This is a genomic window from Actinoplanes sp. NPDC021490, from assembly GCF_055562135.1.
Window position 1 is genome coordinate 72,110 of sequence record NZ_JBVHFW010000029.1, and the last position, 19,941, is coordinate 92,050.

Annotated in this window: 21 protein-coding genes; 13 read left to right on the top strand and 8 right to left on the bottom strand. The window is 70.6% G+C overall.

Annotated elements, in window-relative coordinates:
- The first annotated feature begins 14 nt into the window (after nucleotides 1-14).
- Together ACZ3I4_RS46610 and ACZ3I4_RS46615 are read left to right on the top strand one after the other, a co-directional pair.
- Nucleotides 15-779 (top strand): sulfite exporter TauE/SafE family protein, encoded by a 765-nt coding sequence (locus ACZ3I4_RS46610; protein ID WP_465388613.1) that lies wholly within the window; start codon nucleotides 15-17, stop codon nucleotides 777-779.
- 120 nt (nucleotides 780-899) lie between these two features.
- Nucleotides 900-1,499, top strand: coding sequence for a DEAD/DEAH box helicase family protein (locus ACZ3I4_RS46615; protein ID WP_465388614.1), 600 nt, complete (start codon nucleotides 900-902; stop codon nucleotides 1,497-1,499).
- Here ACZ3I4_RS46615 and ACZ3I4_RS46620 read toward each other — a convergent pair.
- The 6 genes from ACZ3I4_RS46620 to ACZ3I4_RS46645 form a co-directional block, all read right to left on the bottom strand.
- Nucleotides 1,465-2,034: a hypothetical protein gene (locus ACZ3I4_RS46620; protein ID WP_465388615.1), complete on the bottom strand. Its 570-nt coding sequence runs from the start codon at nucleotides 2,032-2,034 to the stop codon at nucleotides 1,465-1,467. The genes ACZ3I4_RS46615 and ACZ3I4_RS46620 overlap by 35 nt on opposite strands.
- A gap of 54 nt (nucleotides 2,035-2,088) precedes the next feature.
- Nucleotides 2,089-2,643, bottom strand: coding sequence for an NUDIX hydrolase (locus ACZ3I4_RS46625; protein WP_465388616.1), 555 nt, complete (start codon nucleotides 2,641-2,643; stop codon nucleotides 2,089-2,091).
- An 86-nt stretch (nucleotides 2,644-2,729) separates the two neighbouring features.
- Nucleotides 2,730-3,644 carry a threonine/serine dehydratase gene (locus tag ACZ3I4_RS46630; protein ID WP_465388617.1) on the bottom strand — a complete coding sequence of 305 codons (915 nt, stop codon included), beginning with the start codon at nucleotides 3,642-3,644 and terminating at the stop codon, nucleotides 2,730-2,732.
- Between the two features lie 11 nt (nucleotides 3,645-3,655).
- Nucleotides 3,656-4,714 carry a type I glyceraldehyde-3-phosphate dehydrogenase gene (locus ACZ3I4_RS46635; RefSeq protein ID WP_465388618.1) on the bottom strand — a complete coding sequence of 353 codons (1,059 nt, stop codon included), beginning with the start codon at nucleotides 4,712-4,714 and terminating at the stop codon, nucleotides 3,656-3,658.
- A gap of 325 nt (nucleotides 4,715-5,039) precedes the next feature.
- Nucleotides 5,040-5,468, bottom strand: coding sequence for a MarR family winged helix-turn-helix transcriptional regulator (locus ACZ3I4_RS46640; protein WP_465388619.1), 429 nt, complete (start codon nucleotides 5,466-5,468; stop codon nucleotides 5,040-5,042).
- A 9-nt stretch (nucleotides 5,469-5,477) separates the two neighbouring features.
- A complete protein-coding gene (locus ACZ3I4_RS46645; protein WP_465388620.1) occupies nucleotides 5,478-6,689 on the bottom strand; it encodes an MFS transporter in 1,212 nt (403 codons plus the stop codon).
- 67 nt (nucleotides 6,690-6,756) lie between these two features.
- On the opposite strand from ACZ3I4_RS46645, the gene ACZ3I4_RS46650 reads away from it, so the two are divergent.
- The 4 genes from ACZ3I4_RS46650 (at nucleotide 6,757) to ACZ3I4_RS46665 (ending at nucleotide 10,136) form a co-directional block, all read left to right on the top strand.
- Nucleotides 6,757-7,647, top strand: a complete 891-nt coding sequence (locus tag ACZ3I4_RS46650) for a LysR family transcriptional regulator (RefSeq protein WP_465388621.1) — start codon at nucleotides 6,757-6,759, stop codon at nucleotides 7,645-7,647.
- Between the two features lie 70 nt (nucleotides 7,648-7,717).
- Nucleotides 7,718-8,848 carry a hypothetical protein gene (locus tag ACZ3I4_RS46655; protein ID WP_465388622.1) on the top strand — a complete coding sequence of 377 codons (1,131 nt, stop codon included), beginning with the start codon at nucleotides 7,718-7,720 and terminating at the stop codon, nucleotides 8,846-8,848.
- Between the two features lie 33 nt (nucleotides 8,849-8,881).
- Nucleotides 8,882-9,484, top strand: coding sequence for a GTP cyclohydrolase II (locus ACZ3I4_RS46660; RefSeq protein ID WP_465388623.1), 603 nt, complete (start codon nucleotides 8,882-8,884; stop codon nucleotides 9,482-9,484).
- A gap of 49 nt (nucleotides 9,485-9,533) precedes the next feature.
- The gene (locus tag ACZ3I4_RS46665; protein WP_465388624.1) at nucleotides 9,534-10,136 is read left to right on the top strand and encodes a M15 family metallopeptidase; all 603 of its coding nucleotides are present in this window, start codon (nucleotides 9,534-9,536) and stop codon (nucleotides 10,134-10,136) included.
- A gap of 23 nt (nucleotides 10,137-10,159) precedes the next feature.
- On the opposite strand, the gene ACZ3I4_RS46670 is transcribed toward ACZ3I4_RS46665, so the two are convergent.
- On the bottom strand, nucleotides 10,160-10,963 hold the full coding sequence (locus ACZ3I4_RS46670; protein WP_465388625.1) for a class I SAM-dependent methyltransferase: 804 nt from the start codon (nucleotides 10,961-10,963) through the stop codon (nucleotides 10,160-10,162).
- Nucleotides 10,964-11,075: 112 nt separating this feature from the next.
- Between ACZ3I4_RS46670 and ACZ3I4_RS46675 the strand changes: the two genes are divergently transcribed.
- The 4 genes from ACZ3I4_RS46675 (at nucleotide 11,076) to ACZ3I4_RS46690 (ending at nucleotide 16,252) form a co-directional block, all read left to right on the top strand.
- The gene (locus tag ACZ3I4_RS46675) at nucleotides 11,076-12,098 is read left to right on the top strand and encodes an aspartate-semialdehyde dehydrogenase (protein WP_465388626.1); all 1,023 of its coding nucleotides are present in this window, start codon (nucleotides 11,076-11,078) and stop codon (nucleotides 12,096-12,098) included.
- Nucleotides 12,099-12,239: 141 nt separating this feature from the next.
- Nucleotides 12,240-12,446 carry a hypothetical protein gene (locus tag ACZ3I4_RS46680; protein ID WP_465388627.1) on the top strand — a complete coding sequence of 69 codons (207 nt, stop codon included), beginning with the start codon at nucleotides 12,240-12,242 and terminating at the stop codon, nucleotides 12,444-12,446.
- Nucleotides 12,447-12,625: 179 nt separating this feature from the next.
- Nucleotides 12,626-14,761 (top strand): hypothetical protein, encoded by a 2,136-nt coding sequence (locus ACZ3I4_RS46685; protein WP_465388628.1) that lies wholly within the window; start codon nucleotides 12,626-12,628, stop codon nucleotides 14,759-14,761.
- 75 nt (nucleotides 14,762-14,836) lie between these two features.
- Nucleotides 14,837-16,252 (top strand): RNB domain-containing ribonuclease, encoded by a 1,416-nt coding sequence (locus ACZ3I4_RS46690; protein WP_465388629.1) that lies wholly within the window; start codon nucleotides 14,837-14,839, stop codon nucleotides 16,250-16,252.
- Here ACZ3I4_RS46690 and panB read toward each other — a convergent pair.
- Nucleotides 16,249-17,079 carry a 3-methyl-2-oxobutanoate hydroxymethyltransferase gene (gene panB, locus ACZ3I4_RS46695; protein ID WP_465388630.1) on the bottom strand — a complete coding sequence of 277 codons (831 nt, stop codon included), beginning with the start codon at nucleotides 17,077-17,079 and terminating at the stop codon, nucleotides 16,249-16,251. The genes ACZ3I4_RS46690 and panB overlap by 4 nt on opposite strands.
- A gap of 209 nt (nucleotides 17,080-17,288) precedes the next feature.
- Here panB and ACZ3I4_RS46700 point away from each other — a divergent pair, with 209 nt between their 5' ends.
- The 3 genes from ACZ3I4_RS46700 to ACZ3I4_RS46710 all read left to right on the top strand — a co-directional run bounded on the left by ACZ3I4_RS46700 (nucleotide 17,289) and on the right by ACZ3I4_RS46710 (nucleotide 19,697).
- A complete protein-coding gene (locus ACZ3I4_RS46700; protein WP_465388631.1) occupies nucleotides 17,289-18,641 on the top strand; it encodes a glutamine synthetase family protein in 1,353 nt (450 codons plus the stop codon).
- Nucleotides 18,642-18,701: 60 nt separating this feature from the next.
- Entirely contained in the window at nucleotides 18,702-19,127 is a 426-nt protein-coding gene (locus ACZ3I4_RS46705; RefSeq protein ID WP_465388632.1) for a DUF350 domain-containing protein, read from the top strand.
- A gap of 336 nt (nucleotides 19,128-19,463) precedes the next feature.
- Nucleotides 19,464-19,697, top strand: a complete 234-nt coding sequence (locus ACZ3I4_RS46710) for a hypothetical protein (protein WP_465388633.1) — start codon at nucleotides 19,464-19,466, stop codon at nucleotides 19,695-19,697.
- Nucleotides 19,698-19,941 lie beyond the last annotated feature (244 nt).

Genomic DNA, 19,941 nt, shown 5'->3' on the forward strand with positions numbered 1-19,941 from the left:
GATTCGACCTCACCATGGATCTCGCGCATATCCTCCTGCTGGTCGTGGCCGGTCTCGCGGCCGGGGCCGTCAACGCCGTCGCCGGCGGCGGGTCACTGATCACTTTTCCCAGCTTGATCGCTACCGGGCTGCCCTCGGTGGCGGCCAACGTCACCAATTCCATTTCCGTCTTTCCCGGGTACGTCTCCAGCGTCGCCGGCAGCCGAGCGGACCTCGCGGGCCAGCGCGCCCGGGTGACCGCGATCCTGCCCGCATGTGTGCTGGGCGCGATCGGCGGATGCGCGCTGCTGCTGTTCACGCCCGCCCGCGCGTTCGAGCTGATCGTGCCGTTCCTCGTCCTCGGGGCGGCCGCGACGCTGGCCTTCCAGCAGCGGCTGCGCGGACTGGTCGGGCATCCGCGCGCCATGTCCCCACGCCGCGCGGCCGTCTCGCTGCAGGTCGTCGTCTTCGTCGGCGCGATCTACGGCGGTTACTTCGGGGCCGCCCTGGGCGTCATGTACGTCGCGGCGCTGGCCCTGATCCTCGACGAGCCGCTGAACCGCATCAACGCCCTCAAGAACGTCTTGTCGGCGGTCGTCGGCCTGGTCACGCTGCTGGTCTTCGCATTTTTCGCCCCCGTCAACTGGACCGCCGTCGCGATCCTGGCCCCCGCCACGGTGATCGGCGGATATGTCGGCGCCAAGCTCGCCCGGCGCCTGCCGTCCCACGTGCTTCGCATCATCATCGTCACCTTCGGCACCGCGATCGGCCTCCTTCTTCTGTATCGCGCGCTGAGCTGACGCGTGGCGTGACCGTACGCGATCCGGGGCCGGCCTCCTCGGCTATCCACAATGCAGAGTTATCCACAGGGCCCGGAAAATCGGGAGCACGGCCCGAGCCGATCCCGCTACGCTCCGCGCATGACTCGCACCGCGCCGACCCTGCTGTTCGTCATCGGGCCCCCAGCCGTGGGCAAGATGACGGTGGGCAACGCGATCGCGGCGCGCACCGGGTTCCGCGTGTTTCACAACCACTTGTCGATCGAGCCGGTGCTGCGGTTCTTCGACTTCGGCACGCCGCCGTTCCAACGCCTGGTCGAGAGCTTCCGCGGGGCCGTCCTCGAGGAAGTGGCGGCCAGTGACCTGCCGGGGCTCGTGTTCACGTACGTCTGGGCCTTTGATCATCCCAGTGACGCGGCGGCCGTGTCGGGCTATGCCGAGCCCTTCGTCAAGCGGGGCGGGCGGGTGCTGTTCCTGGAGCTCGAGGCCTCGCAGGAGGCCCGGCTGAAACGCAACGCGGGCGAGGACAGGCTGGCCGAGAAGGCTTCGAAGCGTGACCTCGACCGCTCGCGGTTGCACCTGATCGAGGTCGACGAGACGTACAAGCTGAACTCGACGACGGAGTTCGAGGGCCGCGACGACTATCTGCGCGTCGACAACACGGATCTGTCGCCCGACGAGGTGGCCGAGATCGCGATCGAGCGTCTCAGCCTGGCTGGAAGGAGCGCTCCTCGAAGCTGACCCCGCCGCGTTCGTCCGAGGTCAAGACCTTCCGGTGTACGAGCCGGGGCGCGCTCCGCAGATGCTGACGGAAGCCCCGGGCGCGCAGGTGGAAGCCGAAGTTGTGCCCCTCGACGTGCCACGACGGCTCGGGGTGCTCGTCCGACGGGTCGAGCCGGTGGATGTCGGCGATCTCCAACTGCTCGTACAGCGGGCCGAACTCGCCGCAGATGCCCCACGCGCCCTCGAACACGAGGGTGGCCGGGGAGATCCAGAAGGTGAGGTGCCGGTCGGGTTCGACCGGCTCGGCCCAGCGCACGATGTAGTCGAGGTCGATCAACAGCCGCACCTGCGGGAGCGAGCCGTCGCTGTGCTCGGCCAGGCTGACGCCGTGGATCCGGCAGTCGTGCCAGCCCATCGCGGCGTAGTCCGCGTCGGTCCAGGTCGCCTTGGCCAGTGCGGGCGACACATCACCGGCGGCCGTCGACGGATGCACGGCGGCAGTACCCGGCGGGTGCACGGCGGCAGTGTTCGGCGGGTGCACGGCAGCGGTCATCGGGCCAGTATTACCGGACGCAATCCCCTAATCCGACATTTAAACCGTGTCGTATTAGTCCGAAATCTTCCGTAGGAAGCGCGAGAAGTGCGGGTCGAACCGCCCCGGATCAGCCGCCGCAAGATCGTCCCGCGACCACCAGCGCACGCCCCGGAACTCGACCGCATCCACAGCGAGCGCCTGGTCGCGGTCGCACGGCAACACGTACCAGAGGCTGACATCGGTGTGCCCCGAGTCGATCCCCACGGTGCGGGTGACCGTGAGGAACGCCGGCTCCTTCGACACCCCCGCGCCGTCGAGCCCCAGCTCCTCATCGATCTCCCGTACGGCCGTCAGCCACGGATCCTCATCCGGTTCGACATGCCCACCCGGCGGCAGCCAGAGCCCGGCGTTCACATGGTCAACCAGCAGAATCGCGCCGTCCCGAGGATCAACCGGCACCACGTACGAGACCAGGTGTTGATCGGGGATGGCCGGCTTGACCCGCCGAAAGACGTCGTCGGTGCCGCTCAGCCATTCGAGCACGAGCGACCGATGCTGGGCCTCCGTGTCGTCCCCCGCCCGAAGAGCAGTAACCACCGAGTGCACGAGTTCAACCGAAGCCAGCATCCGGGCATGCTCCCAGACTCCGGCCGTCCGAACACGAAGCAAGTAGGTCGGCACGACGGCGACAGCCGGACCCGGAGCAATCGGCTCTACGTCAGGTCGGCCGGGTTTGTGTTCGCTCCGCACAGCAGCACCACGACCCGCTCGCCGGCGGCGGGAACGTAAGCGCCCGACGTCAGGGCCGCATAGGCCGCCGCCGTGCCGTGTTCGACGGCCTGGCGGTAGTCGTCCCAGAGGCGGCGGCGGGCGTCCACGATGGCCTGGTCGTCGACCAGCAGCGCGGGGGTCGAGGCGGCCGCGGCCAGCTCGAAAGCGATCGACCCCACCCGGCGGGCGCCCAGTGAGTCGGCGGCCACGCCCGAGACGGGGACGTCGACCGGGTGGCCGGCGCGCAACGCGGAGTGCAGCGCCGTGGCCGATGTGGGTTCGACCGCGACCACGCGGGCCGCCGGGTGCAGGGCCGCGATCATGCCCGCGATGAGGCCGCCGCCGCCCACGGCGACGAGCACGGTGTCGAAGCCGGACGGCATCTGGTCGAGCAGTTCCAGGCCGAGGGTTCCGTTGCCGGCCACCATGTTGGCGTCGTCGTAGGCGTGGCAGAACAGCGCGCCGGTGGAGGCCGCGTGGATCACGGCGGCTTCGTAGGCCTCCGCGTACTCGTTGCCCACCTGCGTCACGTGCGCGCCCAGCTTGCCGAGCTTGGCCACCTTCACGGCGGGTGCGGTTGTGGGCACGAACACCTCGGCCCGCAGGCCCAGTTCGCCCGCCGCGTATGCCGCCGCCAGGCCCGCGTTTCCGCCGGACGCGGCCACGATGCCCGCGGCCGGTGGCGGACCCGCGGCCAGGATCTGGTTGAACATGCCCCGCGTCTTGAACGAGCCGGCGTGCTGCGTGTGCTCGAGCTTGAACCAGACCTCGTCGCCGGCCCGCATCACGGGCGTGCGCCGGATCCGTGCGCCGAGCCGGGAGGCGGCCGCCCGTACGTCGTCGATCTCAACAGTCATCGGAGCAAACTCTAGGCGATGCTCCAGGACACCTGCCGCGACGTCACGGGCGTACGTTCACCCACCAGACGCGCGATGTCGAGTAATCGGTTCGAGAAGCCCCATTCGTTGTCGAACCACCCGCGCACCTTGACCCCGCCGTCCGCGGTCGTCTGCGTGCCGGACGGGTCGAACAGGCAGGACGCCGGGTTGTTCTTCACGTCGATCGACACGGTCGGGTCGGGGTCGTACGCCAGCACCCGCCGCAGCGTCCCGGCCGCGGCCTCGGCCATGGCCCGGTTGACCTCCTCGACGCTGACCGGCCGGTCGGTCTGCCCGGACAGCTCGGCCAGCGACCCGATCGGGGTGGGCACGCAGTAGTAGCTGTAGCGCATCTCGCCGATCTCGGGCAGCGCCACCCGGACGAGGTCGCCGACCACGTAGTTGTGCGGGATGATGCTCTCCCCGGTGGCCCGGCCCAGGCGCGGGTCGTCGCGCGAGGTGCCGCTGAAGGTGTCCTGCGGCTTCTGCCAGCCCTGGGTGGCCAGCACGACCGACGTGTTCACGCCCCTCAGCCCGAAACGGTCGAGCAGCACCTTGGCCATCACGGTGAGAGCGTTCACGCCGCACGAGCCGGGGGAGACCACGTCGTGGCGGGCCGGGTCGTACGTGGTGTGGTTGGCCCCGTACATGAGGAACGCGTCCGGCTCGTCGGCCGAGGCGCTGATCACGACCTTGCGGGCGCCGCCGTGGGTGATGTGGGTGCGGGCCAGCGTGCCGGCCCGGAACCGGCCGGTGGCCTCGATGACGACGTCGACCCCGGCGTCGGCCCACGGAATGCGTTCGGGCCGTTCATGGTGGAACGCGCGGATCGCGTGGTCGTTGACGACAAGGTGGTCGGCGCGGGCGGTCACGGTGCCGGGAAATGCGCCGCGAATGCTGTCGCGGCGCAGCCCGTAGGCCATTTTCTCGGTCGAGGCAAGGTCGTTTACGGCGGCAATGGTGATTCCGGGATCGTGGCTCGCGGCGACTATCCGCGCGAGGCTGCGGCCGATCCGCCCGAATCCGTTGATGCCGATCGTGACACTCATGGGATGGCTCTCCTCGACCGATGAAGAAGGTGCTGTCGTAAGACCGGACCGTGAACACCCGGTGTTACAACCTCGACACTATGAGTCGTGCAACTTGCACGTCAACGCACGGCGTGTCACACGATATCGATGATCCACACCGGACTCCGGCGTCCGTGGCCGCCGCCATAGCCACCGACCTGCTCATCCGTGGCGAATGGCTCTTCCGGCGCTCTGCGCCTTTCGGATGAGCGCTGCGCATTCCGGCCAGTCGATGTTCTGGCACGACAATTGGGCTGCCGAGAATTTCAACCCGGACAGCCTCCCTACGGTATTCCGGAATCGATCAGTGAGTGGCCGCAATCACCCGAGTGAGTGCCGCGTGCAACGACTCCAGTTCCGCGATAGGCATGCCCAATCGGGCCACGATGGCGGGCGGGATCTTCTCGGCCTCCGCCCGCAGGGCCCGGCCCTTGCCGGTGAGGGTCACGGCGAGGCTGCGCTCGTCGGCGGGGTCGCGCTGGCGGTCCACGTACCCGATGGTCTCGAGCCTCTTGAGCAGCGGCGAGAGCGTGCCCGGGTCGAGCTGGAGCAGGCGGCTGATGTCGCGCACCGAGAGCGGGGCGTGCTGCCAGAGCGCGAGCATCACCAGGTATTGCGGGTGGGTCAGGCCCATCGGCTCGAGCAGCGGGCGGTAGAGCGCCACCACGCTGCGCGAGGCCACCGACAGGGCGAAGCACACCTGTCGTTGAAGTTCGAGGGGATCGTCGGACACAGGGCCAGCCTAACGACGGCGCAGCACCGCGAGGCCGCCCAGCAGGACCAGCAGGATTCCGCTGAACCAGAGGATCGAGGTCGTGGAGGCCACGTACCGGCTGGCCACGCCCAGACCGAGCACCGGCCCGACCAGGCCCGAGTAGGCGATCAGGAACAGCCCGGCCAGGCTCTCCCCACGCTTCTCGGCGGGGGCGCCGGCCGCGATCGTGCCGACCGCCGACTTGAACAGGATGCCCGCCCCGGCGCCGGCGATCGCTCCGCCGGCCAGGAAACTCGCGAGCGACGCGGTCTCCATGCCGGCCGTGAGCACCAGCAGCCCGGCGGCCTCCGCCGCCAGCCCGCCGGCGAACCGGGCCCGCGGGGTGAGCCGGCCACTGACGGCCTGGGTCGCGGCGCCCGCGCCGAAGACCACGAAGACGGTCAGCCCGGCCAGCAGGCGGCTCGGGTGGTGCAGCGCGCCGGCCACGAAACTCGGGGCCAGCGAGGTGAACAGCCCGAACACGGCGAACGCGGCGAACGACGAGAGGGCGGCGACGACCACGGCGACCCGGTCCCGCCCGGCGATGCGCACGCCCTGGGGCCGGTATCGCGGCCGGGAGACCGGCGCCTCCACCGTCTCGGGGGCGGCGGCGACGGCGGCCACGCTCAGTGCCAGCAAGATCAGGAAGACCACGTACGGCGTACGCAGGGGAGAGGTCACGAACTGCGCGAGAGCACCGGCGACCAGGGTGCCCGCGCCGAGCCCGCCCAGGTTGGCGGCCGACGAGACGACCTCGAAGCGCGTGCCGTTCGCCTCCGGGCGGTGCGCCTTGTGCAGTTCCAGCAGATAGGCGGTGGCGGTCGCGGTCAGCATGCCGACGCCCAGGCCGGTCAGGAACCGGGCCACGATCAGGCCGGGCAGCGCCGTCCAGGTGAGGAACAGCACGCCGGCCACGATCTCCAGGCCGAGCGAGGCGTACAGGATCCGCCGCCGGCCCATCCAGTCCGAGACGTGCCCGGCGAGCACCAGGCTGGTGATCACGCCGAGGGCGTACATCGCGAAGACGACCGTCACCGTGAACGCGGAGAAGCCGTCCGCGCGCTGGTAGAGCGGGTAGAGCGGGGTGGGCACGGTGGAGAAGGCGAGCGCGACGAGATAGACGGCGGCGATCAGCCAGAAACCACGCCCGTGACGCGTCGAGGCCTTCGTGGGGGCCGGCCTCTCCAGAAGAACAGTCATGCCATGAGAGTGCGCCGCCACAAGCATCATCACCAACGATGATTACTGCTGACTACAATCACGTATCGTGCTGGAACTGCGTCATTTCGAATACTTCATCGCGGTCGCCGAGGAACGGAACTTCACCCGGGCTGCGGCCCGCCTGCACGTCGTGCAATCCGGGGTCTCGGCCGTGATCAAGTCGCTGGAGCATGAAGTGGGCGCGCGCCTACTCGAACGCACCTCGAAACGGGTCGAGCTGACCGACGCGGGCGAGGCGCTGCTGCCGCGGGCCCGGGCGGCCATCGACGCCGTACGGGAGGCCCGCGACGCCGTCGACGAGGTGCGCGGCGGCCTGCGCGGCACGGTCCGGGTCGGCACCCTGACCTCGGTGCCGCTGATCGACGTGCCCGCCCTGCTGGGCGCGTTCCACCGGGAGCATCCGCACGTCGGACTGCGGCTCATCGTCTCGCCTCGCGGCTCGGACGGGCTGCTCGACGGGCTGGCCGACGGGTCACTCGACGTGGCGATCGTCTCGGTTCCCGGCCGTCCGCCCGCCGGCCTGCGCGTACGCCAGATCGAGTCGCGCCGCCTCGAACTGGTGCTGCCCGCGGGGCACCGGCTGGCCGCGGCGCCCGAGGTGCGCGTGGCCGACCTCGCCGGGGAGCCGTTCGTCGACTTCCCGCTCGGCTACGGCAACCGGACGATCGTCGACCGGGCGTTCGCCGCGGCCGGGGTTCAGCGGCACGTGGCGATCGAGGTCACCGACATCGGCATCGGCGCCAGCTTCGTACGGGAAGGTCTCGGGGTGGCCATTCTGCCGCCGTTCGTGGTGCCCGACGACCGTACGGGACTGGTGCTCAAGGACGTGGCCGGCGCCGACCTGGACTGGCCGCTCGGCGTGGCCGTCCCGGCGCTTCGGCGGCCCAGCGCGGCGGCCCGGGCGCTTCTGGCGCTGATCGACGAGAAGGTCGGTTAGCCCGAAACGCTCTCACGATTGCCCTTCGTCCGTAAAACTTTCACATATCGGACCGAACGGGGGAGCCGCGGTGGCAGACGTACAACCGGCCGAATCAGTGCTGCAGTTCCGGCGATTCGCGCTGGCGGTCTGCGTGATCGGCGTGCTCGTCCAGCTCGGGCTGACCGCCTACTACCTCGGCATGGGCCACAAGGCGCAGCCGCATCACGTGCCGGTCGGCCTGGTGTCGCCGGCCGCCGAGCGCACCCAGGTCGCCGGGCTGCTCACCGAGCGCGGCCAGTTCCGGGTCACCGACTACGCCACCGCCGACGACCTCGAGATCGCGATCAAGCGGCGCGACGTGTACGGCGGCGTCGACATCACCGGCACCCGGCCCCACCTGTACGTGGCCTCGGCCGCCGGCCCCGCCGCCGCGGCCCTGCTGCGCACCACGTTCACCTCGGTCGTGCAGCAGCAGACCGCGGCCGAGCTGACCCGGCTGGCCGAGACGGATGACCGGATTGCCGTCTCGCGGGCTCAGCAGCTCAACTCCCCGCCGCCGATCACCGACGTGGTGCCGCTGCCCGACGACGACGTCAACGGCGTCTCGCTGGGCTTTCTCACCCAGGCCCTCGCGCTCGGCGGCACGATCGCCTCGATGGGCCTGGGCCGCCTGATTCCCCGTACGCGCCGATCGTGGCGCCGCGGCATCGCGCACGTCAGCATCCTGGCCCTGTACGCCCTCGGGTCGTCGGCCGCGGTGCTGTGGTCGATGGGCTGGTTCGGCGTGGGCACGACCGCCGACCGCGGGGAGATGCTCGGGATCTTCTCGTTGATCTCGCTGGCCATCACCGCCTCCACGGCCGGCGCGGTGGCGATCTTCGGACCGGCCGGCGCCCTGATCGGCGCCATGTACTTCACGCTGGGCACGGTGATCTCGGGCGCCAGCATCCTGCCCGAGTTCCTGCCCGCGTTCGGCCGCCACCTCGGGGCCCACCTGCCGACCGGCGCCGGTGTGCAGGCCGTCCGCGACAACCTGTACTTCCCGGCGGCCGACATCCAGGGTCCCTTGATCGTGCTCGTCCTCTACGCGGGCATCGGCGCGCTCGTCGTCCTCGTCACCAACATGCTGCCCAACCGCCGGAACCAGACCTCCGAGGTCGACCTCGACCTGGGCCACCGGCTCGAAGGTTCGGAACGACGGGAACCGGTGAAACTCTGAGATCGCGGGCTCGCCCTGCCGATCACCAGGGGCATGCCCGTACGCACCCGAGTCACCGTCCCGCTGCGCTTCGCCGACGGCTACGAGACGACCGCCGGCATGGTCACCTTCGACGGCCTGTCCGATGGCAAGGAACATCTGGCCCTCGCCCTCGGCACGCCCGGTGAGTTCCCCCTCGTACGCATGCACTCGGAATGCCTGACCGGCGACGTCTTCGGATCGCAGCGCTGCGACTGCGGCCCCCAGCTGCGCGAATCGGTCGAGCGGATCGCCGGGCGCGGCGGCTACCTGCTCTATCTGCGGCAGGAGGGACGTGGCATCGGGCTCTACAACAAGCTCGACACGTACACGCTGCAGGATGCCGGGCTCGACACCTATCAGGCCAATCGGGCGCTCGGCCACGGCGACGACCAGCGCGACTACTCCGCGGCGGCGCAGATGCTGGACGCGCTCGGCGCCACCACCGTCGACCTGCTCACCAACAATCCGGACAAGGTCGCCCAGCTCCGCAAGAACCACATTTCCGTACGCGAGGTCGTGCCCACCGCCGTGCACGCGTCCCCGGCCAACCGGCGCTACCTGGAAGCCAAGGTCGCCCACACCGGCCACACGATCGACCTGCCGCTGGCGAGCTGAATCACGCCCGAGCGGCTCAGGTTTCGGCGCGGGTGCCGAACAGGAGTGCGTGGGGATTGAGAGGATCAACTCGCGAATCGCCGACATCCAGAGCCGGATGATCGCGCTGCAGACGCAACAGGCGGGCCGCAACGTGCAGGCCCAGTCGGCCAAGACGGCCTCGGGCGCCGAGGGCGGAAGCTTCGCCAGCGCCCTCGAGAGCGCCGTCGCGCAGACGTCCACCAGCGGCAAGTCCTACACGCTCAACAGCAAGGGCATCCCGACCGAGCTGGCCGCGTACGGCAACGGCAAGATCCCGGCCAACGCGCTCGAACAGGTCGGCAGCACCCGGCACAAACTGTGGGCGCCGGCCGCGCAGAACCTGAACCAGATGATCAACGACGCCAAGCGCGACGGCGTCACCATCGGCATCACCGACTCCTACCGCCCGTACGAGGAGCAGGTCGATCTGGCCCGGCGCAAGGGGCTCTATTCCCAGGGCGGGCTGGCGGCCAAGCCCGGCACCAGCGAGCACGGCTGGGGCATGGCCACCGACCTCGACCTGAACTCCAAGGCGCAGGCCTGGATGCGCGAGAACGCGGAAAAGTACGGCTTCTCGGAGAACGTGCCGCGCGAGCCGTGGCACTGGGAGTTCAAGCCGCCCGCCGCTTAGCCGGCACCCGGGCCGCCCGCCGCTTAGCCGGGCACCCGGGCGATCAGCTCGCCGTGCAGCAGCGACATCCAGCCGTCGGGGTCGTCGGCCCAGCGGCGCCACGCCCCGGACAGCCGGGTCAGGTCGTCGCGGGTCGCGGCGCCGGTGCGCTCGGCGGTGGCGGCCATGTCCGACTTCAGGATGCGCTCGGCCCACATGCCGCCCCACCACTCGCGATCGGCCGGCGTCGCGAAGCACCACGTGCTCGACGTGGCCTCGACGTCGCTCAGCCCGGCCGCGTGCGCCCAGGCCAGCAGGTGCCGCGCCGCGTCCGGCTCGCCGCCGTTGCCCCGGGCCACCTTGTCGTAGAGCGCCAGCCACTCGTCCAGCTCGGGCAACCGCGGATACCACGCAAAGGCCGCATAATCACTGTCCCGTACGGCGATCAGACCGCCCGGCTTGGTGACCCGGCGCATCTCGCGCAGCGCCGCCACCGGGTCGCCGAGATGCTGCAGCACCTGGTGGGCGTGCACGACGTCGAAGGTGTCGTCGGGAAAGTCGAGCCGGTGGACGTCGCCGACCGCGAAGTCGACGTTGGTCAGACCGCGCCGGGTGATCTCGGCGCGGGCCAGGTCGAGCGCGGGCCCGGTCACCTCGAGGGCGGTGACCCTCGCCGGTGTGACCAGGCTCGCGAAGTCGGCCGTGATCGTGCCGGGTCCGCAACCGACGTCGAGCACCGTCACGCCGGAGGAAAGATGCGGCAGGAGGTACGCCGCCGAATTCTCTGCGGTGCGCCAGCGGTGGGAGCGCAAGACCGATTCATGATGACCATGCGTGTACGTCGCCATGCCCAGCAACGTACGCCCGCCGTCCTCAAATGTGGGACAAGAATCCCGCGATGTGAAACATGGTCGGTTAACTGATTTCTCCGTACGCAGTTCAGGACGTACTTTTGTCGCCATGAGGATCGGCATTGTGGGCGCAACGGGACAGGTGGGCAGCGTCATGCGGCGCATCCTGGCCGAGCGCGAATTCCCGGTAGGACAGCTCCGTCTCTTCGCCTCCGCCCGCAGCGCGGGCCGCACCCTTTCGTGGGGTCCGGGCGAGGTGACCGTCGAGGACGCGTCGACCGCCGACTACAGCGGTCTCGACATCGTCCTGTTCTCGGCCGGCAAGGGCAGCTCCAAAGAGCTCGCGCCGCGCGTGGCCGAGGCCGGCGCCGTGGTCATCGACAACTCGTCGGCCTGGCGCATGGACCCCGAGGTCCCGCTGGTCGTCAGCGAGGTCAACCCGGACGCGGCCCGCAACCGCCCCAAGGGCATCATCGCCAACCCGAACTGCACGACCATGGCCGCGATGCCGGTGCTGCGCCCGCTGCACGACGAGGCCGGACTGGTCGCGATGGTCGCCACCACCTATCAGGCCGTCTCCGGCGCCGGGCTGGCCGGAGTCAGCGAGCTCGACGAGCAGGTGAAGAAGGTCGCCGATCGCGCCACCGAGCTGGTCCACGACGGCTCGGCCGTCGAGTTCCCGGCCCCCCGCTCGTTCGCCAAGCCGATCGCCTTCAACGTGCTGCCGCTGGCCGGCTCGATCGTGGACGACGGCCGCGACGAGACCGACGAGGAGCAGAAGCTCCGCAACGAGAGCCGCAAAATCCTCGATCTCCCGTCGCTGCTGGTCTCCGGCACCTGCGTCCGCGTCCCGGTCTTCACCGGCCACTCCCTGCAGATCAACGCCCGCTTCGCCCGGCCCCTTTCGCCCGCGCGGGTCCGCGAGCTGCTCGCGTCCGCGCCCGGCGTCGAGCTGTCCGACGTGCCCACGCCGCTCGAGGCGGCCGGCCGCGACGCCTCGTACGTGGGCCGCATCCGCGCCGACGAGACGGTGGAGAACGGCATCGCCCTGTTCGTCTCGAACGACAATCTGCGCAAGGGCGCCGCGCTCAACGCCGTGCAGGTCGCCGAGCTGGTGGCCGCCTCGCTGTAGCTCGCGCGCGTAACCCAGAACCGCCCCGGCTGTCCGGCCGGGGCGGTTTTTGTTGCCCTCGCCTCACCCTCCAATGTGGAAAATCAGGACTTTTTGCCCGAATCGGTGGCGGATGGTCGGTTTGAGGTGCAGAGTGATTGCATGAGCGACAGTGGGCCCGGCGGAGGCGGCTACTTCTGGTGCCTTCGCCACCATCGGGTCGAGACCGGCGACGACGTGTGTCCCGCCCAGTATCGCCTCGGCCCCTACGCCACGGCCGACGAAGCCGCGCGAGCTCTCGAGACTGTCGAGAAGCGCAACGCCGAGTGGGATGCCGAGGACGCTCGTTGGACCGGGGAGGCCCGCTGACGCCGGCGCCGGCCCCCTGAGTCCGCGCACCACCACCGATCGTTGCAGTCTCCGGGCGGAGACGAGCCCGCAGTAATTCGCGCAGTCATTCGCAAGGAGGAACACCCCAGATGGCCGCTGCCAAAAAGGCCCCGAGTCTTGCCTCTAGAGCGGACAAAAACCGCATTTCGCGTACGCCGGTGCGCGAGCCCACGAAGCCCGCCGCCGCGCGCGCCGGCCGTGGTTCCTCGACGGCGACCGCTCCCGCCCGCGCCGTCGCCGCCGCCGCCCGAACCGCGACCCAGACCCGGACGGTGACCGCCAAGACCGGCGTTGCGGCCAAGACCGGCGTTGCGGCCAAGACCGGCGTTGCGGCCAAGACCGGCGTTGCGGCCAAGACCGGTGCTGCGGCCAAGACCGGTGCTGCGGCCAAGACCGCGGCGAAGGCGGGCACGGCGACGAAGGCCGGCACGAAGGCGAGCGCCTCGAAGACGGCTGCTGCCAGGGGTTCCGCCGTCAAGGCGATCGGCACGGGGACGGCCACCGCGGCGAAGCGGGCGGGTGCGACCAAGACCGCCGCCACGAAGACGGTGACGCGGGCGGGCGCGACCAAGGTGGCCGGTGGTAAGGCCGGGGCGCCTCGGCAGCGGGCCGGGGCTTCGGCGGCGGGCGCCAAGAGTGGGACTCAGTCCATGATGGCCGGGCGCGCGGCCAAGGCTGGGGTCAAAGGGACCACCGCGACTGCTGCGGCGGCGGTGAAGGCGGCTCCGGCTGCCAAGAAGGCTACGACGGCCACCGCTCGGAAGACGGCGGCCGGCAGTGCGGGCAAGGCGACCGGGGTGGCCAGGGTTCCGGCCAGCCGCACCGGTTCCACCAAAACGGCGGCTACCAAGGCTGGGGCGATGACGACAGCGACCAGGACGACTGCGGCCAAGGCCGCTACAAAGACTACGGCGGCGAAGAGCGCGACCGCGGCGGGCAAGCCCGCGGCGAAGCGGACAGCGGCGGCGGCCTCGACGCCGGCCAAGCGGACAACGAGCGCAACCGTGGCCCGGGCGGACGCGGCGGCGAGCACTGCCGCGGGCAAGAAGGCGACGGCGGCCAAGAAGACGGCCGCCGCGACGAGCACGACCGCCAAGAAGGCGGCGGCTAGCGCGACTGTGGCCAAGAAGACCGCGGCGGCGGCCAAGAAGGCGACGGCCAAGGCGACCGCCACGAAGAAGGCGCCAGCCAAGGGTACCGCGACGGGACCGGCCAGGACGGCGGCCAAGAAGGCGCCCGCGACCAAGGCGGCCAAGGCGACGACCGCGGCGACGGCGGCCACGGCGGCGCGCAACTCGACCGCCTCCGCGAACAAGGCGGCGGCGGGCAGTGCGGCGGCGCGCAACGCGACGGCGACGGCGTCGGCGAACAAAGCCGCGGCGGGCAGCGCGCGGGCCGGCTACAACCGCAACACGACGGCCTCGGCCAACCGGGCCGCGGCGGGCAGCGCCAAGACGGGCACCGACCGCGCGACCGCGGCGGCCAACCGGGCGACGGCCGGCGCGGCCAACCGGGCCGCGGCCACCGCGGCCAAGAGCGCCCAGTCGACGGCGGCCGCGAAGAAGGCGGCCTCGAAGGCGACGGCCTCCAAGGCAACGGCTTCCAAGGCGACCGCTTCCAAGGCAACCTCCAAGGCAACGGCCTCGAAGGCGACCGGGGCCAAGGCGACCGGAACCAAGGCGACGGCGACCAAGGCCACGGCCACGGCCGCGAAGAAGACCGCGGCCAAGAGCACGGCGACCAAGAGCACGGCCGCGAAGAAGACGGCCACGGCCAAGAAGGCCGCTCCGGCCAAGGCGGCCGCCACCAAGACGGCGGCCAAGAAGGCGCCCGCGAGCCGGACCGCCGCCAAGAAGGCCCCGGCGACCAAGGCGGCGGCGAAGAGCGCGGCCAAGACGGCCCCGGCCCCGGCCAAGAAGGCGGCGGCGCCGCGCTCGGCCGGGCGTACGGCGATGGAAGGGTCCGCTCCCAAGACCACGCCGCGCTCGCCGGTGGCCAAGGTGGCCGGCCTGAGCCCGGTGGTGGCCCGGGGCGGCAACAAGCCCACGGCCACGCCGACGGCCAAGAGCAGCAGCACCAACGAGGCCGGCGCGACCCGCAGCCGGGCCACCCGCTCGGCCAACACGCCGCGGGCGGCCTCGACCGCCAAGAACTCGTCGACCAACCGGTCCCGGATCTCCAAGGCGGCCACCGCGGCCGCCGCCCGTCAGGCCGCGCTCGGGAACACCCCGGCCGCCGACATGATGGACGCGCCCGCCTCGACGGCCCGCAAGGCCGCCGCGCGCCGGCGCTGACCCGGCCGCACGAAAAGAAGGGCCGCGCCGCCGGGCGCGGCCCTTCGTCGTACGGGGAACTGGTAGGAATGACCCGTGCCGATCAGACGGGTGTGGGCGCCGCGCATCGACTTCGACGCCCTGCGGCGGGAATTGAAACTGCCGGGTGACTTCCCGGCCGACGCGCTGGCCGAGGCCGAAGCGGCCGCCGCGGCGCCTCCGCCACCGGCCGCCGACCGCACCGACGTGCCGTTCGTGACCATCGACCCGGCCACGTCGAAGGACCTCGACCAGGCCATGCACCTGAGCCGGCGGCCCGGCGGCGGCTATCGGGTGCTCTACGCGATCGCCGACGTCGCCTCCTACGTACGGCCGGGTGGTGCTCTCGAGGCCGAGACCTGGGTTCGCGGTCAGACGATCTATCTGCCCGACGGGCGGATCCCGCTGCACCCGCCGGTGCTCAGCGAGGACGCGGTGAGCCTGTTCCCCGACGTCGACCGGTCGGCCGTGGTGTGGACGATCGACGTCGACGCGGACGGCACGATCGCCGCGATCGCCCTCGAACGGGCGCGGGTGCGCAGCCGGGCCAAACTCAACTACGAGGCCGTGCAGCAGCAGGTGGACGCGGGCACCGCCCCCGAGATGCTGATGCTGCTGGTCGAACTGGGCACGCTGCTGGCCGAGCGGGCCGCCGACCGGGGCGCGGTCAACCTGCCGCTGCCCGAGCAGGAGGTCGAGCCGCACGACGGCGGCTGGCGGCTGGTGCTGCGGGCGCCGCTGGCGGTCGAGGAACACAACGCGCAGATCTCGCTGCTCACCGGCATGGCGGCGGCCGAGCTGATGCTGCGTGGCGGGGTCGGCCTGCTCCGCACCATGCCCGCCCCCAAGCCCGAGGCCGTCATCAAGTTGCAGGCCGCCGCGAAGTCGCTGGGCGTGCTGTGGCCGTCCGGCGCCCAGGTCGGCACGGTCGTCGCCGCCGTCGACCCGGCCAGCCCGCGCGGCGCGGCCTTCCTCGATCAGGCCGCCGACCTGCTGCGCGGCGCGGGCTACACGCCGTTCGACGGGACGCCGCCCGAGCAGACCGGCCACGGCGGGGTCGGAGCGCCGTATGCGCACGTCACCGCCCCGCTGCGCCGTCTGGCCGACCGCTATGCGACCGAGGTCTGCCTGGCCGTGGCCACCGGCGCGACGATCCCGGAGTGGGCGCGGGCGGCGCTGCCCCGGCTGCCCAAGGCGATGTCCGAGTCCGACCGGCTCGCCGGCGCGGCCAACCGGGGCGCCATCGACCTGACCGAGGCCGTGCTGCTCCAGCACCGGGTGGGCGAGCTGTTCGAGGCGGGCGTGGTCGACCTCGACAACCCGTCGAAGGGCCGTCCCCCGGGCGGCACGGTCGCGATCGACGAGCCGGCCGTCCGAGCCCGCTGCCTGGGCTCGATGTCGCTGGGCGTCCGCGTGCAGGCCCGCCTGATCACCGCCGACCCGGCCACCCGCAAGGTGCAGTTCGAGGTCTAGAAGGTGTGCTCGGCCGCCGGGAACTCGCCGCCCCGCACCTCGGCCGCGAACTGCTGCGTGGCCTGGGAAAGTGCGCCGGCGAGATCGGCGTACTGCTTGACGAAACGGGGCGTGCGGCCCGTGCGCAGGCCGGCCATGTCTTGCCAGACCAGCACCTGGGCGTCGGTGTCGGGGCCGGCGCCGATGCCCACGGTCGGGATCTCGAGTTCCTTGGTGATGGTCTTGGCCACCTCGCCCGGCACCATCTCGAGCACCACGGCGAACGCGCCGGCGTCAGCGACCGCGCGGGCGTCGGACAGCACCAGGGCGCCCTCGTTGTCGCGGCCCTGCACGCGGTAGCCGCCGAGGGTGTGCTCGCTCTGCGGTGTGAAGCCGACGTGGCCCATGACCGGGATGCCGGCGCCGGTGAGGGCCTCGATCTGGGCGGCGACACGGCGGCCGCCCTCGAGCTTGACGGCGTGGGCGCCGCCTTCCTTCATGAACCGGACGGCCGTGCGCAGCGCCTGGGTCGGGCCTTCCTCGTAGCTGCCGAAGGGCAGGTCGGCCACGATGAGGGCGGTCTTGGTGGCCCGGACGACGGCGCGGACCAGCGGGATCAGCTCGTCGACGGTGATCGGCAGGGTGGTCTCGTGGCCGAAGACGTTGTTGGCGGCCGAGTCGCCGACAAGCAGCACGGGAACGCCGTTCTGGTCGAAGATCGACGCCGTGTACTGATCGTAGGAGGTCAGCATCGGCCAGCGGTCGCCGCGGCTCTTGGCGGCGATGAGGTCGCGCGTGCGCACCCGTCGAGTGGGCGGTCCACCGTACAGGGTCGGGATCTCAGTCATCGTCCTGCTCCTTCCCTCGAGGCCGTGCGGTCCCCGGGTATGGACGAATCGTCCCACCCGGCACGGCATCATGGTCAGGGGTGAGTGGAGGTCGTCACACCCCTGACTATCGTGACCCAGGGCATCGAAGCGGGGGCGGGCCAGCGTAATGTCGGCGTAACCGCACCAGGGAAGACTGGCTTGTCAAGGCATCACTACTAGGGGTGAACGTGGACCGACAGCAGGAGTTCGTGCTTCGTACTCTGGAGGAGCGCGACATCCGTTTTGTCCGGCTCTGGTTCACCGATGTGCTGGGCACGCTCAAGAGCGTGTCGGTCGCCCCGGCCGAGCTAGAGTCCGCCTTCGAAGAGGGCATCGGCATCGACGGCTCGGCGATCGAGGGCTTCGCCCGGGTCTTCGAGTCCGACATGGTGGCCATGCCCGACCCGACGACGTTCCAGGTGTTCCCGTTCGAGGGTGGCGCCAGCGGCGAGAGCGCCCGCATGTTCTGCGACATCCTGCTGCCCGACGGCAGCGCCGCGTGGGCCGACCCGCGTCACGTGCTGCGCCGCATGCTGGCCAAGGCGGCCGAAAAGGGCTTCACTTTCTACACCCACCCCGAGGTCGAGTTCTTCCTGGTGCAGGACGGGCCGCTCGACGGCTCGGTGCCGATCCCGGTCGACAACGGCGGCTACTTCGACCACACCACCCACGCGATCGCCCGCGACTTCCGCCGTCAGGCCGTGCTCGCCCTCGAGCGGATCGGCATCTCGGTCGAGTTCAGCCACCACGAGGTCGCCCCGGGCCAGCAGGAGATCGACCTGCGCTACGCGGACGCGCTGACCACGGCCGACAACATCATGACGTTCCGGCACGTGGTCAAGGAGGTCGCGCTGACCCAGAGCGTGCGGGCCACCTTCATGCCGAAGCCGTACACCGACCAGCCCGGCAGCGGCATGCACACGCACCTCTCGCTGATGGAGGGCGAGCGGAACGCGTTCTACGACGCCGACGACCCGCAGAAGCTGTCCAAGACCGCGCGCTCGTTCATCGCCGGCCTGCTGGTGCACGCCCGCGAATACACGGCGGTCACGAACCAGTACGTGAACTCGTACAAGCGGCTCTTCCCGCTGCAGCTGCCCAACGTGGTGACCGAGTCGCCCGCGTTCGTCAGCTGGGGTCACCTCAACCGGTCGGCGCTGGTGCGCGTGCCCGCGTTCGGCAAGCCCAGCTCGGCCCGCGTCGAGGTCCGCTCGATCGACTCGGCCACCAACCCCTACCTGGCCTTCGCCGTGCTGCTCGGCGCCGGCCTCAAGGGCATCGAGGAGGGCTACGAGCTGCCCCCGGGCGCCGAGGACGACGTCTGGTCGCTGTCCCCGGCCGAGCGCAAGGCCGCCGGCTACGAGGCGCTCCCGGAAAACCTGTCCGAGGCGATCGACGTCATGAGCAAGTCGGAACTGGTCGCCGAGGTGCTCGGCGAGCACGTTTTCGACTTCTTCCTGCGCAACAAGACGGCCGAATGGGAGCAGTACCGGCGCGAGGTGACGCCCTACGAAAGGCAGCGTTACCTGGGCGCGCTGTAAAGACGTAGGCCCTGTCTTGTACGGTCTCACCTGACGTCGCGCGACAAGGGAGAGGCCGCCGTGCTTGAAGATCTGCTCGAGGGTGCTGGTCGCAGCATCGTGTTCGGACTCGTCGGCATCGGGTTGATGGCGGTGGGCTACGTGCTCATCGACGTGCTCACGCCGGGCAAGCTGCGCGACCTCATCTTCGTGGAGCGCAACCCCAACGCCTCGCTGCTGCTGGCGGCCAACCAGCTCGGCATCGCCGCCATCGTGTTCACCGCGATCTTCACGTCCTACGACTCGTTCGGCCAGGGCCTGGCGTCGACGCTGCTGTTCGGCCTCCTCGGCATCGGCATCATGGGCCTGGCGTTCCTGGTCCTCGACTGGATGACCCCCGGCAAGCTCGGAGAGGTCATCTGCACCCCGGAACGCCACGGAGGCGCCCTGGTCAGCGCGGCCTCGCACTTCGGCGCGGCCCTGATCGTGTGCGCCTGCATCTCCTGAAACGTCAAAGGCCGTCCTGAAACAGCAAAGGCGGATGTCGTAGCGGGGTGGGTGCTGACGGGCCGTCGCTCCCGCCGAGGGCCCGGGCGGGCTGAGCAGGGCGCTGGCGCGCCCGGAACGCTCACCCCACCCGGGCGACCTGCGTGAGCGGTTGCGCTCGAAACCCGCGCGCCCGCGTCAGGCTCCTCGAAGCGTGTGGCGCTTTGCCCGCTTTGCGGCTTCACGGCGTCCTGCTAGTCGATCAAGTTTGTAGATCCCGCGACATACAGTCCTCGAAACATTCGACGTGGCCAGGGGTACGGGCGTCTCCGGCCGCTGTCGTCAGGAGGTCTGACGTTGCAAACAGAACCGAGAGACTCGACGGTCGACCGGCGGAGCGACGATCCACGGCCGCAGGTCGCGCGGGCCGCCCTCGTCGCCGGTGGCACTTTTGCGACCGCGATCAGCGCCATTCTGGGCGCCGCCGGCGTCTGGGGACTCGGGGGCCGGACGATCCTCTATGCCCTCGTCGCGCTGTGTGTGGTGGCCGCGCTGACCATGTTCACCGCGGCTCGAATGCTGCGTCCGTGATCCCCGCGGCCTGCTGACCGCCCGGTGCGGCGCCGCTCTTCAGGATTTGCCCAGCCGGCAGAACACAGGGGCCCGCCCTACCTTGGGGGACCCCCGCCCACCGCCATTGTCGCTGATTTGGCCGATCTTGGGGTGCTGGCAGCGGGGCTCCTGAAGCTCCTGTGAGTCAAGTTGTGGATAACTGTGGTGTGGTGAGTAGTCCGTGTTGTCGTAGTGCGGTGTGGATGTGGGTGAAGATTTCGCG

Bases quoted from the DNA above. Each gene is read 5' to 3' on its own strand.
- ACZ3I4_RS46610 (WP_465388613.1), top strand. From the start codon at position 15: ATGGATCTCGCGCATATCCTCCTGCTGGTCGTGGCCGGTCTCGCGGCC.
- ACZ3I4_RS46615 (WP_465388614.1), top strand. From the start codon at position 900: ATGACTCGCACCGCGCCGACCCTGCTGTTCGTCATCGGGCCCCCAGCC.
- ACZ3I4_RS46620 (WP_465388615.1), bottom strand. From the start codon at position 2,034: ATGACCGCTGCCGTGCACCCGCCGAACACTGCCGCCGTGCACCCGCCG.
- ACZ3I4_RS46625 (WP_465388616.1), bottom strand. From the start codon at position 2,643: ATGCTGGCTTCGGTTGAACTCGTGCACTCGGTGGTTACTGCTCTTCGG.
- ACZ3I4_RS46630 (WP_465388617.1), bottom strand. From the start codon at position 3,644: ATGACTGTTGAGATCGACGACGTACGGGCGGCCGCCTCCCGGCTCGGC.
- ACZ3I4_RS46635 (WP_465388618.1), bottom strand. From the start codon at position 4,714: ATGAGTGTCACGATCGGCATCAACGGATTCGGGCGGATCGGCCGCAGC.
- ACZ3I4_RS46645 (WP_465388620.1), bottom strand. From the start codon at position 6,689: ATGACTGTTCTTCTGGAGAGGCCGGCCCCCACGAAGGCCTCGACGCGT.
- ACZ3I4_RS46660 (WP_465388623.1), top strand. From the start codon at position 8,882: ATGCCCGTACGCACCCGAGTCACCGTCCCGCTGCGCTTCGCCGACGGC.
- ACZ3I4_RS46670 (WP_465388625.1), bottom strand. From the start codon at position 10,963: ATGGCGACGTACACGCATGGTCATCATGAATCGGTCTTGCGCTCCCAC.
- ACZ3I4_RS46675 (WP_465388626.1), top strand. From the start codon at position 11,076: ATGAGGATCGGCATTGTGGGCGCAACGGGACAGGTGGGCAGCGTCATG.
- ACZ3I4_RS46680 (WP_465388627.1), top strand. From the start codon at position 12,240: ATGAGCGACAGTGGGCCCGGCGGAGGCGGCTACTTCTGGTGCCTTCGC.
- panB (WP_465388630.1), bottom strand. From the start codon at position 17,079: ATGACTGAGATCCCGACCCTGTACGGTGGACCGCCCACTCGACGGGTG.